The sequence below is a fragment of the Gilliamella sp. LMG 34360 genome, assembly GCF_984568995.1.
Genome location: NZ_OZ474900.1, coordinates 1,781,204 through 1,796,291 on the forward strand (window position 1 = coordinate 1,781,204; position 15,088 = coordinate 1,796,291).

The following is a 15,088-nucleotide window of genomic DNA, read 5'->3' on the forward strand; positions in this document are numbered from 1 at the left end:
AATATCATTCCCTTTTTATTTAATTATGAATAATAGACAATTTTTACTCTTTTGGGGCACTCTCAATTAAATCAGCCAACTTTTCAAGAGTGATTCTGAGAGGTTTGGGCATAGTTTCTAATTCAATTGAATCCATTAAGTTTTTAACATATAGACCGAGCTCAGTATCTCCTTCAACTATTAATCGACGTTGAAAAAAGAGTGTATCAGGGTCTTGTCTTCTAGTTGCAATCATTATCAAATCATTAGCATTGCCAATGAAGCTTACATCAGCAATTTCTTCACGACTGACAACTAATTTATTTTCTATTAGGCTAACAAACCATATTAATTGTAGATCTGTAACTTCAATTTTAAGCCAGCGATTTTCTAAGAAATCAAGATCACCATCTTCAAGTGAATGTTTAAATTGTAATTGTAACAATTGTTCAATAACTTGTTTTTTTAAATTAAAAGGAATACAGCGTAAAGTAATCCCCAATACTTGAGGCGCTTTATCAACAAATGTTGAATGTATTTTTCCTAATAAATTATGCTGGCTTTCTATCATTTAAACATCTCCAGAGATCATTTTCTCATAAATATCTAAATCAGTGTTTAGATGCTCAAAAGTTTCTTCACTTACTTCATTACGAATTTTCATTTGTAATAGTGCGGTACGTTCTGCACCAATTGCAACTAAACGCATACGTCTTTCTAGGTTCTCAGCTTCAAGTGCTTTTTGTTCTAAATCTTTGAGACCTGTCCTACGTCTTAATGAACCGATAACTCGCGAGCCAACTTCGTGAATTATTTCTTGATCCAAACCTGCTTCAGAAGTTTCTTGTAGTAGGTTGTTTTGCATTTTTTCTAGGCTAATAATAGCTTCTTCTGCCATTTGTCCTTTCACTGTTAAAATTTCATTGTCTTGTTTTGAATTATCTAAAATTACACTACCTCGTAATAAAATAGGTAATATAACTACTGCAACAATCAATGAAATTAAGATAATTCCTGTAGCAATAAAGACAAGTTGATATCGGCCTGCAATGGTCATTGGGATAGATAATACACCAGCTAATGTTATTGCTCCTCGGACACCAGCAAAAGTTGAAATTAGTAAATCACGATTTGTATATGCTCTAAATGCTAGAGGTCGTTTTGTTCCAAAAGGCATGGTTGGCATGTGTTTCATAGCCCATAGCCAAGCAAATCTTGTTCCCATTAATACGATAAAAACAAATAAAACAATCAAGCATAATTGCCATAGCTCAATTGATGCATCTGTTTGATTTTCAGCGAAAGTATTATTTAAAATACTAGGTAACTGAATACCCAAAAGAACAAAAACAAATCCGTTGAATACAAAAGTTAACATTGACCATGCACTATCTGATTGTAAACGTGTTGTCAAAGGTGCATTACGCATCATACCTGAATGATTAACGGTCATACCTGCACTTACAGCAGCTAAAATACCTGAACAATGGCATTCTTCAGCAATAATATAAGCGGCAAATGGTAGTAAGAATAATAATACGATTTGAATTGCTGGGTCATTATTAGTAAGTTGATTTATTTTACGTAAAACCCTAGCATATAACCAAGTAAATAAAACGCCAACCGCTAAACCACCGACAGCAACAACAAAGAAAGATATACTGATTTGTAATAAATCAAATTCAAGTAGTCCTGTCGCAATTGCAATTGCAAACTTTAACGAAACAAGACCCGAAGCATCATTCATCAATGCTTCACCTTCAATGATTTCCATCTTTTCCTTTTCTATACGGCCTTTACCAACAATTCCACTCAAGGCAACAGCATCGGTAGGAGATAAGACTGCTGCAAGAGCTAAAGCTGCTGCCAATTGGACATTTGGTAACATCCAGTGAAGAATGTAACCTAAAGCGATAATTGAGATAACCACCAATACAAGCGCCAATCCAACAATTTCTCTGAAATTATATACGAAATCTTTTACAGAGGTTTTTCGTCCATCAGCAAATAGTAAAGGTGGAATAAATAAAACAAGAAATAGTTCTGGATCGAATCTTACATAAACACCAAAAGCGGCCAGTACGCAGCCTAATAATATTTGCATTAGCGGTAATGGTATTTGAATTGGCAGCATTTTAACAACGACACCAGAAAGTGATACAATTAATACGAGAAGTAAAATTATTGAAAAAAGTTCCATAGCTTGTCTTTTATTTATCCTATAATCCTATTGTTATCGTTTGATTATATCGGATTTTTATCTTAATTTCAGGTTAAATTTCATAAAATTACTTAATTTTTATTCACACACTATTATTAAACAAAAAAACAACAATCTAATTAAAGGTTTTGCATGGAAAATTGGCAAAGAGCATTTGTTTTGCACACACGTACTCAAACTGAAAGCAGCTTATTAGTTGATCTATTCATTGAAAGTGGTGGTAAAATAACCGTTTTAGCTAAGGGAGCTCGACGAAAAAATTCTTCTTTGAAAGGGTTATTACAACCTTTTACCCCTTTAATAGTACAATATTCTGGTAAAGGTAATATAAAAATATTACGTCAAGTTGAAGCTATGTCACTCACTTTACCATTAGTTTCAGTTTCATTATATAGCGCTTTTTATTTAAATGAATTATTACATCGGGTATTAATTGCAGATACTGAGATGCCAACACTTTTTGATGATTATTTAAAAAGTTTACAACAATTGGCACAACAAGCTCCTGCTGAGAATGTACTACGTACTTTTGAACTATCATTATTAGAAAATATGGGTTATTACGTTGATTTTTTTCATTGTAGCGCGACAGGAGATAATATTGTTGAATCAATGTATTATCAATATCAATCCGAAAAGGGATTTATCGGTAGTTTATTAAGAAATAGTACCAGTTTCACTGGTGAACAAGTATTGGCTTTAGGAAATCGTGATTTTAGCACTGTTGATACACTAAAAGCAGCTAAACGCTTTACTCGAATGGCTTTAAAACCTTATGTTGGTTCAAAACCTTTTAAAAGTAGGGAGTTATTTTTGAAAATTTAGACATTTTAATCAAATTTTTTGTTAAATAAAGATTATTATTTCGCTCAATATAGTGACAACGTCACATTTAAATAAATGTAATTATTTTATTTGCATTTCTGTTTAACATAATCAAAAGCCAAATCAAGTTCCACTTGAAGCTCGAATGACTAACTCTACAGTACGAATTGGTAATGTTGGGTTATAAACTCATTGAATCAAAGTTTTAACTGCAATTAGGGCGATACTAGCCAAAGATTGCTTATATCTCAAAAGAAATGTTAAAGGATAATAGGCATAATCCGCGTCATCAAAACTGATTGTAAATAATTTTGTTTTGGATTGATTCTTTGATTTAACGAAATTAATTGCATTGCCGTAAAGTGTGTTACCACAAACAACGTGTTTGATATTTAATTTTGACAAATAATTTATAACTTTTTCATCATTTTGTGGAATTTGAATTATCTAATTTTTAGTAATTCCCACATCAAATTAGAGCTACTGACTCGAATAATTGATATTGGCGCTAATGCTGAAATCTATTAAATTATCGATGAGTTTTGTGCAAATGGTATAGCCATTATTATGATAGGATCAACTATTAGAATTATTAATTTAAACTTGTAGTAACAATGGTAGTCATTTAATTACCAAAAGTGAGCAAGATTATCGTCCAGCAGAAAAAATCACAGGGATTGATACTGTTAGTGCTGGCGATTCATTTATGGCAATTAGTAGTGTGTTAGATTTGAAAGGTAAAGCATTACAGGAAATTAATATTAAAGCAAATCGTATCGCTTTTTACGTCTGTACCCCAAATGGTTCAATACCAGTTATACCTGAAACATATTTAGCAGAATTATAATTTTTTATAAGCCTAGCTGATTAGTAAAAAATTAAAGCTAGGTAATTTAACTTACAATATTATAGTGTTACATAATTCTTGTTTAATATTCATAAATACCATTAATAAATTGATTTTGAGCTTTTTAAGTTCATGAAATCATCATAGATGATTAAATCGATAAAAATCTAATTTTAAATCAAGCTTAATCCTATTTAAAAACCTTGTAATAAGTGATAGTATATTCCGCTTATTTATGTACGCATGTGCGCTTTCGTGTGGCGCACCACTGTTATAAGGATTTATTATGCCAATTATTACTCTTCCTGACGGAAGTCAACGTCAATTTGATAAACCAGTTACTGTTCTAGAAGTTGCTCAAAGTATTGGAGCAGGGCTTGCTAAGGCTTGTATTGCTGGGCGTGTAAATGGTCAACGTAAAGATGCTTGCGATGTAATTGAAGAGGATGCAACATTAGCTATCATTACTGCCAAAGATGAAGATGGTTTAGAAATTATTCGCCATTCTTGTGCTCATTTATTAGGTCATGCTATTAAACAATTATGGCCTGACACGCAAATGGCAATTGGTCCAACTATTGACAATGGTTTCTACTATGATATCGATTTAGAACATTCTTTAACTCAGGAAGATCTTGATGCTTTAGAAAAACGCATGCACGAATTAGCAAAAAAAGATTATGAAGTAAAAAAAGAAGTTGTGAGTTGGGAACGTGCAAGAGAAGTATTTTGGGATCGTCGTGAACCGTATAAAATTGCTATTTTAGACGAAAATATTCCTAAAGATTCAACACCGGCACTCTATCATCATGAAGAATATATTGATATGTGCCGAGGACCACATGTTCCTAATATGCGTTTTTGTCATCATTTCAAATTACAAAAAATTGCAGGTGCTTATTGGCGTGGTAATAGTGATAATAAAATGTTACAACGTATTTATGGCACGGCTTGGGCGGATAAAAAACAACTTGATAGTTATTTACAATTTTTAGAAGAAGCTGCTAAACGTGATCACCGTAAAATTGGTAAACAACTAGATCTTTATCATATGCAAGAAGAAGCACCCGGTATGGTATTTTGGCATAATGATGGTTGGATTATATTTCGTGAACTAGAAGTTTTTGTTCGTACTAAACTAAAAGAATACAATTATCAAGAAGTAAAAGGTCCATTTATGATGGATCGCGTATTGTGGGAAAAAACAGGTCATTGGGGTAACTATAAAGAGTTAATGTTTGTTACTTCGTCTGAAAATCGTGAATATTGTATTAAACCAATGAACTGCCCAGGTCATGTACAAATTTTTAATCAAGGTCTAAAATCTTATCGTGATTTACCTTTACGTATGGCTGAGTTTGGTAGTTGTCATCGTAACGAACCGTCAGGTTCATTACATGGTTTAATGCGTGTTAGAGGCTTTACCCAAGATGATGCGCATATATTCTGCACTGAAGAGCAAATTCGAGGTGAAGTAAACAGCTGTATTAAAATGGTTTATGACACTTACAGCACATTTGGTTTTAAAGATATTACCGTTAAATTATCAACTCGCCCAGAAAAACGTATTGGTAAAGATGAAACATGGGATTTAGCTGAAAAAGATTTGGCTGAATGTTTAACTGAAAATGGTATTGAATTCGAATATTTACCAGGCGAAGGCGCATTTTATGGACCAAAAATTGAATTTACTTTACATGATTGCTTAGGTCGAGCATGGCAATGTGGTACAGTACAACTTGATTTCATGTTGCCAGAACGTTTAGATGCGACTTATGTAGGTGAAGATAACGAACGCCATACACCAGTTATGATTCATAGAGCAATTTTAGGTTCAATGGAACGCTTTATGGGAATTTTAACCGAAGATTGTGCTGGATTCTTCCCTACGTGGCTTGCTCCTTTGCAAGTTGCAGTAATAAATATTACCGATAATCAAGCTGAATATGCCAAACAATTAACCGAGCAATTGCAAAAAGTTGGAATTAGAGCAAAAGCAGACTTGAGAAATGAGAAAATTGGGTTTAAAATTCGAGAGCATACTCTAAAACGTGTTCCGTATATGTTTGTTTGTGGAGACAAAGAAATGCAATCAGGAACAATTTCAGTTCGAACTCGTCAAGGTAAAGATCTTGGTAGCTTTGAAGTGAAACATGTTATAGAATTGTTGCTTAACGAAATTCATAGTCGTTCATTAGAACAAATGAATTAACGATAAATTAATTTGGAGGAATGAGATATTAAAGTCAGTAAACGTATTCAGTCAACACGCGCGCATAAGATCAATGATGAGATTACTGCTCGTGAGGTGAGGTTAACCGGCGTCGATGGTGAACAGCTCGGTATAGTAAGCTTAGAAGAAGCTTTAAAACAAGCGGAAGAAGCAACTTTAGATTTAGTCGAAATAAGCCCTAATGCAGAGCCACCTGTTTGTCGAATTATGGATTATGGCAAGTTCCTCTATGAAAAGAGTAAAGCAACAAAAGAACAGAAGAAGAAGCAAAAGGTTGTTCAGGTTAAGGAAATTAAATTCCGACCTGGTACAGATGAAGGCGACTATCAGGTAAAACTCCGCAGCCTGATTCGCTTTCTAGAAGATGGCGATAAAGCTAAAGTCACGTTGCGTTTTCGTGGACGTGAAATGGCTCACCAACAGTTAGGTACTGAGATGCTTGATCGCATTAAAGAAGACTTAGCTGATTTGGCGGTTATTGAATCTTATCCAACTAAGATTGAAGGTCGTCAAATGATAATGGTGCTCGCGCCGAAGAAGAAGTAATGGTTTTGCAAGTTAATCTTTAGTTTTCTAAAAATTACACCATTATTTTATTTTTATTAACAATGCGAAGTGGAAATTAATAAAATGCCTAAAATTAAAACTGTAAGAGGCGCAGCAAAGCGCTTTAAAAAAACAGCTTCTGGTGGCTTTAAGCATAAACAAGCTAACAAGAGTCATATCCTAACCAAAAAATCAACTAAGCGTAAACGTCATTTACGTGGTTTGACTACTGTGTCAAAAGGCGATTTAGGTTTAGTTACTGCGTGTGTTCCATACGCTTAAATTTATTGGTTAATTAATTAGAGGATATAGTTTATGGCTCGTGTTAAACGTGGTGTTATTGCTCGTGCACGTCACAAGAAAATTTTAAAACAAGCAAAAGGTTATTATGGAGCTCGATCACGTGTTTATCGTGTTGCTTTCCAAGCAGTAATCAAAGCTGGACAATATGCTTACCGTGACCGTCGTCAGCGTAAACGTCAATTCCGTCAATTATGGATTGTTCGTATTAATGCTGCTGCTCGTCAATGCGGTCTTTCTTATAGCCGTTTTATCAATGGATTAAAGAAAGCTTCAATTGAAATCGATCGTAAGATCCTTGCTGATATTGCTGTATTTGACAAAAATGCATTTGCTGCATTAGTTGAAAAAGCAAAAGCTGCATTATAATAGCTTTATAAAAGCCGAGTTATCTCGGCTTTTATCATTTTATTGACAATTTTATTTAAGAGTAAAGTAATTATGAAATTAGTTGTTTTTCGTTTCTTTTTTAGCTTCATTAAAAATTTTCATTCGTGAGGCAATGGAAAAACGAAAAATAATTATAAAAGCCTCAGGAGAGGCTTTTTTTATGTAATGAACAATAAGCAGGAGAATTTTATGTCTCAATTAGTTGAACTGGTAAGTAATGCCAAATCCGCTATTGAAAATGCTAACGACATTAATGCGATCGAACAGATCAGAGTGGAATATTTTGGTAAGAAAGGCTACTTTACATTGCAGATGGCTTCTTTACGTGATGTTCCTGCCGAAGAACGCCCAGCAGTCGGCCAAAAAATCAATGATGCAAAACAAGAAGTTGTTGAAATATTAAATCAAAAACGCAATCTTTTAGAGCGTCAAGCCCTAGATGCAAAACTTGCAAATGAGATGATTGATATTACCTTACCAGGTAAATCTCTTGAGTTAGGGGGATTACATCCAGTAACAAAAACAATTAATCGCTTAGTTGATTTTTTTGGGGAACTAGGCTTTGTGGTTGAAACTGGACCAGAAATAGAAGATGATTATCATAACTTTGATGCACTAAATATTCCTGCTCATCATCCTGCTCGAGCTGATCATGATACATTCTGGTTTGATGCGAAACGTTTATTGCGTACCCAAACTTCAACAGTTCAAATTCGAACTATGGAAAATCAAAAACCGCCAATCAGAATCATCGCTCCAGGAAGAACTTACCGTAATGACTATGATCAGACTCATACTCCGATGTTCCATCAAATGGAAGGATTATTAGTTGATAAAGACATCAGCTTCAGCCATTTGAAAGGTTTATTACATGATTTTCTTCATTGCTTTTTTGAAGATAATATGGAAATAAGATTTAGACCTGGCTACTTTCCATTTACAGAACCTTCAGCAGAAGTTGACATTAAAGCTAAAAATGGTAAATGGCTAGAAGTATTGGGATGTGGAATGGTTCACCCTAATGTATTACGTAATGTTGGTATTGATCCTGAAATTTATAGCGGTTTTGCCTTTGGTATGGGAATAGAAAGATTGACAATGTTACGTTACGGTGTCACTGATTTACGTTCTTTCTTTGAAAACGACTTACGTTTTTTAAAGCAATTTAATTAATTCTGGAGATGAAAACATGAAATTTAGTGAAAGTTGGCTACGTGAATGGATCAATCCAGAAATTAGTAGCGAAATGCTAGCCGATCAATTAACAATGGCTGGTTTAGAAGTTGATAATGTGGAAAAGGTTGCAGGGGATTTTACTGGTGTTGTGATAGGAAAAGTTGTTGAGTGTAAACAACATCCTAATGCAGACAAACTTCGTGTAACTAAAGTGGACATAGGTAAAGATGAATTACTTGATATTGTGTGTGGTGCACCAAATTGCCGACAAGGTTTAATGGTTGCTTGCGCTACTGTTGGGGCAGTTTTACCTGGTGATTTTAAAATTAAATCAGCAAAACTACGCGGTGAGCCTTCAGAAGGGATGCTATGCTCTTATTCAGAATTAGGTATTACTGATGATCATAATGGTATTATTGAATTACCTGATAATGCGCCTTTGGGAAAAGATATTCGAGAATATTTAAATCTTAACGATGTTATGATTGATATAAGTGTTACACCTAATCGTGCTGATTGTTTTGGTATTGTTGGTGTGGCTAGAGATATATCAGCCGTTAATAATATTCCAATGAAAGAAATTAAAATAGCAAATGTACCAGCAACAATTTCTGATACCTTATCAATCCAAATAGATGCTCCAAAAGCAGCTCCTCGTTACTTAGGAAGAGTGATTAAAAATATCAATATCAATGCGATGACACCATTATGGATGAGAGAAAAGTTGCGCCGAGGAGGCATTCGTTCTGTTGATGCTGTCGTTGATATTACTAACTATGTATTACTTGAACTTGGTCATCCAATGCATGCGTTCGATTTAAACCAAATTGAAAAAGGCATTATTGTTCGTTATGCTCACCAAGACGAAGAAATGACATTACTTAATGGTAATGAAGTTAAATTGAATGATAAAACATTAGTTATTGCTGATCATAATAAAGTTTTAGCAATTGCCGGTATTATGGGCGGTGAAAAATCAAGTGTAACACAATCAACTACAGATATTTTTCTTGAGTCAGCTTTTTTTGCTCCATTAGCAATTACAGGTAAAGCTCGAGAATATGGTCTACATACAGAGGCTTCTCACCGCTATGAGCGTGGTGTCGATCCTGAATTACAGTTTGTTGCAATGGAAAGAGCGACACAATTATTAGTTGATATTTGTGGCGGGGAGGTTGGGCCTGTTATTGAAGTTATAAATCAAAGTGAATTACCCTCACAAGCAACAATAAAGTTACACCGTAACAAAATTGATCGAATTATAGGTTATTTCATTGAAGCACAAAAAATTACGGATATATTGGTTCGACTTGGTTGTGAAGTAGAATATAAAGGCGACATTTGGATCGTTAAATCACCTAGCTGGCGTTTTGACTTACAAATTGAAGAAGATTTGGTTGAAGAAGTTGCCCGCATTTACGGATATAACAATATTCCGAATGCAAATATGAAAATTGAATCGATAATGCAGCCAAAACCAGAAAGTATTATATCATTACGCCGAATAAAAGACTTATTGGTTGATCGTGGTTATCAAGAAGCCGTGACATATAGTTTTGTTGATCCTAAAATTCAGCATATTCTTCATCCGAATGAACCTGCAATCACTTTACCAAATCCAATTTCCAGTGAAATGTCTGTAATGCGCTTATCATTGTGGTCAGGATTATTAGATGCGGTGCTCTATAATCAAAATCGACAACAATCCCGTTTACGATTATTTGAAACGGGTTTACGTTTTATACCAGATGAAAAATGTGAGTTTGGTGTTCGTCAAGAATTCATGCTTTCTGGAGTTATTACGGGTAATTTATACGAAGATCATTGGCAATTACCTAAAAAGAGCATTGATTTTTATGATCTAAAAGGGGATCTTGAAGCCATTTTCTCACTGTTAGGTTGTGATGGAAAAGTCCAGTTTAATAGAGCAGAATTATCAGCTTTACATCCAGGACAAAGTGCAGTAATCAATTTAAATGATGAGGTTATCGGTTATTTTGGTGTTTTACATCCAGAAATCGAAAAAAAATTATCTTTAAATAGTAAAACGCTTGTTTTTGAAATAAATTTAGCTAAAATTAACTTTAAAAAGGTGCCTGTTGCTCAAGACCTTTCAAAATATCCGTCAAACAAACGAGATATAGCGATTATTGTTTCAAATACAATTCCAGCAGCAGAAATTATTTCAGTGTGTAAGCAAGCTGGAGGAGAGCAACTTGTTAAAGTTAATCTTTTTGATGTCTATCAAGGAGATAACATTAAAGAAGATCAAAAAAGCCTTGCTATCAGTTTGATTTTACAAGACAAATCACGTACACTTGAAGAAGAAGATATAGCAAACATTGTAAGCAAGTGTGTCACTGCTTTACAAAATCATTTTAAAGCCCTATTAAGAGAATAATAACTATGACATTAACTAAAGCTGATATTGCAGATCGTCTTGCCGAAAAATTTAATATTGATCGTCAAGAAGCTAAAGTCCTTGTTGAACTTTTTTTTGAAGAGATTCGAGTGGCTTTAGAAAAAGGGGAACCGGTAAAATTATCTGGATTTGGTAATTTTGCTATACGTGATAAAAATTCACGCCCAGGTCGTAATCCAAAAACTGGTGAAAGTGTGGATATCTCCGCTCGTCGAGTTGTTACATTCAGACCAGGTATTAAATTCAGAGAACGAGTAGAAAAGAATTTAGCACTATAATTTATAATGTAGGATTAAATTCTATACTCTTATTACAATCGCCTTTCTTTAAAATTAAGATTAAAGAAAGGTCGATTGGGTAGTATTGGATAAAATAATAATTGAAATAATTTTATAATTAAAGCATAATATAACCTTTCCTATGGAGGCACTATGGGTCCTCTTGCAACATTTTTTTGCTCATCAGGTCAGGTCCGGAAGGAAGCAGCCAAAGTAAAAAATATGTGTGTGAGATGTGGCTGATAGAGTCTCCACCACAAAATACTTTTAGTCTAAGATTATCTGTTTTATAATAAAAATAAGAAAAATAAGAAATGATGTATAAGGAAATTTATTTTGAAACTACCATCCCTTCTTCCCATAACGCTAGTCATGATTTTAAGCGGTTGTTCGGTTTTACCTCATTCTGGACCAAGTTTTTCTTCAATAAAAGATATAAATAAAAATAATCTCAGCCAAGATGCAATCTATAGTAAAGTTAATTTAGTCGATCTCAATAATTCAATTAATTTTACTAAAGATGCTAACTCATCTAAGAGTCCTATAAAATTTATCAATGAAACAACAAATCAAATTCAAAAAGTCGATAAAATTGGGAAAGGGGATAGTCTAAAAATCTCAATTATTGAAACTCCACCAGCAATATTATTTACAGGATCAAGTGATACAGGAGCTCCTAGAACTGGATTAACTGATTTGCCAATAGTGACAGTTAATTCAAAAGGCCTTATTTCTTTACCATTTGTTGGAATTTTAGAAGTTGATAACAAAACCCCTTCGCAAGTACAAAATGAGATAATGGAAAAACTATCTGGTATTGCCAATAGACCACAAATTATAATTACGGTTTTAGAGAAAAGATCGTCAACAGTAACTGTTATTGGGGACAAGTTTAGTGGAAAATTGACCCTTACCGCTAAGGGTGAGCAATTATTAGATGCTGTTGCCATGTTAGGTGGTAATATGTATGATATTAAAGATACATTAATACAACTCACTCGAAATAAAAAAAATAGCCAAATTCCACTAAGTTTAGTTTTATCAAATCCTCAATTTAATGTTCACCTTCAACAAAATGATGTTATTACTTTAATTAATAAACCAAGTTCTTTTATTTCAATGGGAGCTACAGGGGCAACCAGAGAAGTACGATTTGAAGCTATAGGAATTGATTTATCTCAAGCACTAGGTCGTATTGGAGGTCTAAATGACAATAAAGCAAATGCAAAAGGCGTGTTTGTATTTAGATATCAAGATAACCAATTATCCAATAACAATAAAGAAACTATTCCAACAGTTTATCAAATTGACTTGACTAATCCTAACTCATTTTTCATTATGAAAAATTTCCAAATTCAAAATAATGATATTGTTTATGTTGCATCTGCACCTATTATTGAACTACAGAAATTCTTATATGCGGTGTTTTCACCAGGTGTAGGGATGATTAATCAAGTTAGCCAAATAACAGAATAATTTATTAATCGATAGGCTTGATACTATTATGTCTTTATTCATAAAGTTTAAAAAAAAATGGTTACTGCATTTACTTGTAACATTACCGACTTTATTGTCAATAATATATTTTGGATTGATAGCAGAAAATATTTATACATCCGAAGCAACCTATATTATACGGTCATCTGATACCCAATCATCATTGGGAGGGTTGGGGAGTATTTTTTCAAAAGTTGGTCTTTCTCGTTCTAATGATGATTCATATGTTGTTCTCTCATATATAAAGTCTAGAGATGCATTGTCTTCTATTGAACAATTGCTACCCATTAAACAATGGTATACTCAAAAAGGTGATGTCATAGCTCGTTTTAATGGATTCAACTTTGAATTTATGGATAAAAATGAATATTTTTATCGTTACATGAGTAACATGATAAATGTCAACTTTGATATTTCTACCGGTATTGCTACGATTAAAGTCAATGCATTTGATATGCAAGATGCTTTTGATATTAATGAAAATTTATTAAAAAAAGCTGAAGGATTTGTTAATCAAATAAATTTGCGTGCTAAACAAGATCTTATAACTGCATCTTTAGCTGAGCTAAAAGATGCTGAACTACAAATGAAAAAAGAAGCTCAAGCACTCGCTGACTTCCAAAAAAATAAAAATAAAGATGCTAATCTGGCTGAATATCAACAAATTCTCATAAATAATACTGTTGCAAAACAGCAATTTGAAGCAGCTACATTATCTTTACGTAATGCTCAAGTGGAGATAACGAAGAAACAGCTTTATTTAGAACGTATAGAGCAGCCTAGTGTTTCTGATGTCTCATTTAAACCTTCACGTATCTATAATATTATCGCAACTTTTGTCATATGCCTGATTATATATGGAATATTTAATTTGATGTTAGCGGGGATAAGGGAGCATAAAGATTGATGAATGAATTAATTTCTAGAACTCAATTTTTACGCTCACTTATTATACAAATTAATGTGATAAAAGCTTTAATATTACGTGAGATCATTACTCGCTATGGTCGTAATAATATTGGTTTTTTATGGTTGTTTGTTGAGCCCATGTCATTAACATTATTAATAAGCCTGATATGGTACTTTTTTAAAGTTGACGTTGTTTCTAATCTTAACATCATTGCGTTTGTGCTGACAGGTTATCCAATAGTTATGATGTGGCGTAATAGCTCTTCTCGAGCTAAGGGTGCTGTTAAAGCCAATCAAGCTTTACTATATCACCATAATATACGTATTTTGGACGTTGTGTATGCGCGTATTTTTCTTGAAATGATTGGTGCAAGTGCAGCTCAAATCTTTGTGATGATAATTTTCATTTTTTTGGGATTAATATCCATACCGAACGATCCATTTTATATGCTATGTGCTTGGGGGCTAATGTGTTGGTTTTCTCTAGGACTTGGATTGATCATTTTTGTTTTATCAGCCAAATTTGAATCTTTTGATAAAATATGGGGAACACTAAGTTTTATCATGATCCCTTTTTCTGGTGCATTTTTTTGGGTTGACACTTTTCCTAACGAAATTCAAGGGTTATTACTTTTTCTACCTCCTGTACATGGAACTGAAATGTTCCGTTTTGGATATTTTGGTTCATCTGTCATCACTCATGAAAGTATAAGCTATCTAATTTTATGTAATGTGGTTCTACTTTTCATTGGATTGGCTATGGTTAAAATATACGAAAACAATATAATTGAGGAAGGATAATGATTATAGTCGACAATGTATCCAAAAAATACGCTACACGAAAAGGGTATAAAACTGTTTTAAATAATATTAGTTTTACTTTACATCGAGGTGAAAAACTCGGAATTCTGGGTCGCAATGGGGCAGGTAAATCAACATTAATAAGACTTATAAGTGAAATAGAAAAACCAACATCAGGTACTATCAAACGCAGTATGTCCATTTCTTGGCCATTAGCTTTTACTGGTGCTTTTCAGGGTAGTTTGACTGGTATGGATAATTTACGGTTTATATGTAGAATTTACCAGACTGAAATAAAAAAAACGAAGGAATATGTAGAAGATTTTGCCGAATTAGGAGATTATTTATATGAACCTATTAAAAAATATTCTTCAGGCATGAGGGCTCGTTTAGCTTTTGCATTATCTTTGTCAATAGAATTTGATTGTTATCTAATTGATGAGGTTATCGCTGTAGGTGATTCAAGATTTACTCAAAAATGCAAAAACGAATTATTTGAAAATAAAAAAGATCGTTCTTTAATATTGGTGTCACATAATATGAATGCTATCAAAAGTTATTGTGATAAAGCAATGGTTTTAGAGGAAGGGCTATTACATCAATTTGAAACTATAGACGAAGCTTATCAATATCACAATAAGCAATAACGTTTAACTTAAAAGTC

15 protein-coding genes and 1 other RNA gene are annotated in these 15,088 nt (G+C 33.4%); 14 read left to right on the plus strand and 2 right to left on the minus strand.

What is annotated here, in order from left to right; genetic code table 11:
* Window positions 1-43 precede the first annotated feature (43 nt).
* Both ubiT and AC5LW9_RS08040 read right to left on the minus strand, forming a co-directional pair.
* Window positions 44-550: a ubiquinone anaerobic biosynthesis accessory factor UbiT gene (ubiT, locus tag AC5LW9_RS08035; protein ID WP_039126747.1), complete on the minus strand. Its 507-nt coding sequence runs from the start codon at window positions 548-550 to the stop codon at window positions 44-46.
* Window positions 551-2,179: a Na+/H+ antiporter gene (locus AC5LW9_RS08040; RefSeq protein ID WP_198227952.1), complete on the minus strand. Its 1,629-nt coding sequence runs from the start codon at window positions 2,177-2,179 to the stop codon at window positions 551-553.
* Window positions 2,180-2,332: 153 nt separating this feature from the next.
* Between AC5LW9_RS08040 and recO the strand changes: the two genes are divergently transcribed.
* The 14 genes from recO to AC5LW9_RS08110 all read left to right on the plus strand — a co-directional run bounded on the left by recO (window position 2,333) and on the right by AC5LW9_RS08110 (window position 15,071).
* Entirely contained in the window at window positions 2,333-3,025 is a 693-nt protein-coding gene (gene recO, locus AC5LW9_RS08045; RefSeq protein ID WP_198235971.1) for a DNA repair protein RecO, read from the plus strand.
* Between the two features lie 706 nt (window positions 3,026-3,731).
* Complete coding sequence (locus AC5LW9_RS08050; RefSeq protein WP_493455621.1) at window positions 3,732-3,872, plus strand: hypothetical protein; 141 nt, start codon at window positions 3,732-3,734, stop codon at window positions 3,870-3,872.
* Between the two features lie 286 nt (window positions 3,873-4,158).
* A complete protein-coding gene (gene thrS, locus AC5LW9_RS08055) occupies window positions 4,159-6,084 on the plus strand; it encodes a threonine--tRNA ligase (RefSeq protein ID WP_198235972.1) in 1,926 nt (641 codons plus the stop codon).
* 27 nt (window positions 6,085-6,111) lie between these two features.
* Window positions 6,112-6,651: a translation initiation factor IF-3 gene (gene infC / locus AC5LW9_RS08060; RefSeq protein WP_025315574.1), complete on the plus strand. Its 540-nt coding sequence runs from the start codon at window positions 6,112-6,114 to the stop codon at window positions 6,649-6,651.
* An 84-nt stretch (window positions 6,652-6,735) separates the two neighbouring features.
* Entirely contained in the window at window positions 6,736-6,933 is a 198-nt protein-coding gene (gene rpmI / locus AC5LW9_RS08065) for a 50S ribosomal protein L35 (RefSeq protein WP_025315575.1), read from the plus strand.
* A 33-nt stretch (window positions 6,934-6,966) separates the two neighbouring features.
* Window positions 6,967-7,320: a 50S ribosomal protein L20 gene (gene rplT, locus AC5LW9_RS08070; RefSeq protein ID WP_024496189.1), complete on the plus strand. Its 354-nt coding sequence runs from the start codon at window positions 6,967-6,969 to the stop codon at window positions 7,318-7,320.
* A gap of 210 nt (window positions 7,321-7,530) precedes the next feature.
* Window positions 7,531-8,514: a phenylalanine--tRNA ligase subunit alpha gene (pheS, locus tag AC5LW9_RS08075; RefSeq protein ID WP_198235973.1), complete on the plus strand. Its 984-nt coding sequence runs from the start codon at window positions 7,531-7,533 to the stop codon at window positions 8,512-8,514.
* A 16-nt stretch (window positions 8,515-8,530) separates the two neighbouring features.
* Window positions 8,531-10,918 carry a phenylalanine--tRNA ligase subunit beta gene (gene pheT, locus AC5LW9_RS08080; protein WP_493455622.1) on the plus strand — a complete coding sequence of 796 codons (2,388 nt, stop codon included), beginning with the start codon at window positions 8,531-8,533 and terminating at the stop codon, window positions 10,916-10,918.
* Between the two features lie 5 nt (window positions 10,919-10,923).
* Window positions 10,924-11,217: an integration host factor subunit alpha gene (locus AC5LW9_RS08085; RefSeq protein WP_039126771.1), complete on the plus strand. Its 294-nt coding sequence runs from the start codon at window positions 10,924-10,926 to the stop codon at window positions 11,215-11,217.
* Window positions 11,218-11,369: 152 nt separating this feature from the next.
* An RNA gene (ffs, locus tag AC5LW9_RS08090) (signal recognition particle sRNA small type) lies at window positions 11,370-11,465 on the plus strand.
* A gap of 88 nt (window positions 11,466-11,553) precedes the next feature.
* Window positions 11,554-12,693: a polysaccharide biosynthesis/export family protein gene (locus AC5LW9_RS08095; protein WP_198235974.1), complete on the plus strand. Its 1,140-nt coding sequence runs from the start codon at window positions 11,554-11,556 to the stop codon at window positions 12,691-12,693.
* 28 nt (window positions 12,694-12,721) lie between these two features.
* Complete coding sequence (locus tag AC5LW9_RS08100; protein ID WP_198227940.1) at window positions 12,722-13,621, plus strand: KpsE/RkpR family capsule polysaccharide export protein; 900 nt, start codon at window positions 12,722-12,724, stop codon at window positions 13,619-13,621.
* Window positions 13,621-14,424 carry an ABC transporter permease gene (locus tag AC5LW9_RS08105; RefSeq protein WP_198227938.1) on the plus strand — a complete coding sequence of 268 codons (804 nt, stop codon included), beginning with the start codon at window positions 13,621-13,623 and terminating at the stop codon, window positions 14,422-14,424. Before AC5LW9_RS08100 ends, AC5LW9_RS08105 begins: the two co-directional genes overlap by 1 nt.
* Window positions 14,424-15,071 carry an ABC transporter ATP-binding protein gene (locus tag AC5LW9_RS08110; RefSeq protein WP_198227936.1) on the plus strand — a complete coding sequence of 216 codons (648 nt, stop codon included), beginning with the start codon at window positions 14,424-14,426 and terminating at the stop codon, window positions 15,069-15,071. Before AC5LW9_RS08105 ends, AC5LW9_RS08110 begins: the two co-directional genes overlap by 1 nt.
* Window positions 15,072-15,088: the final 17 nt, after the last annotated feature.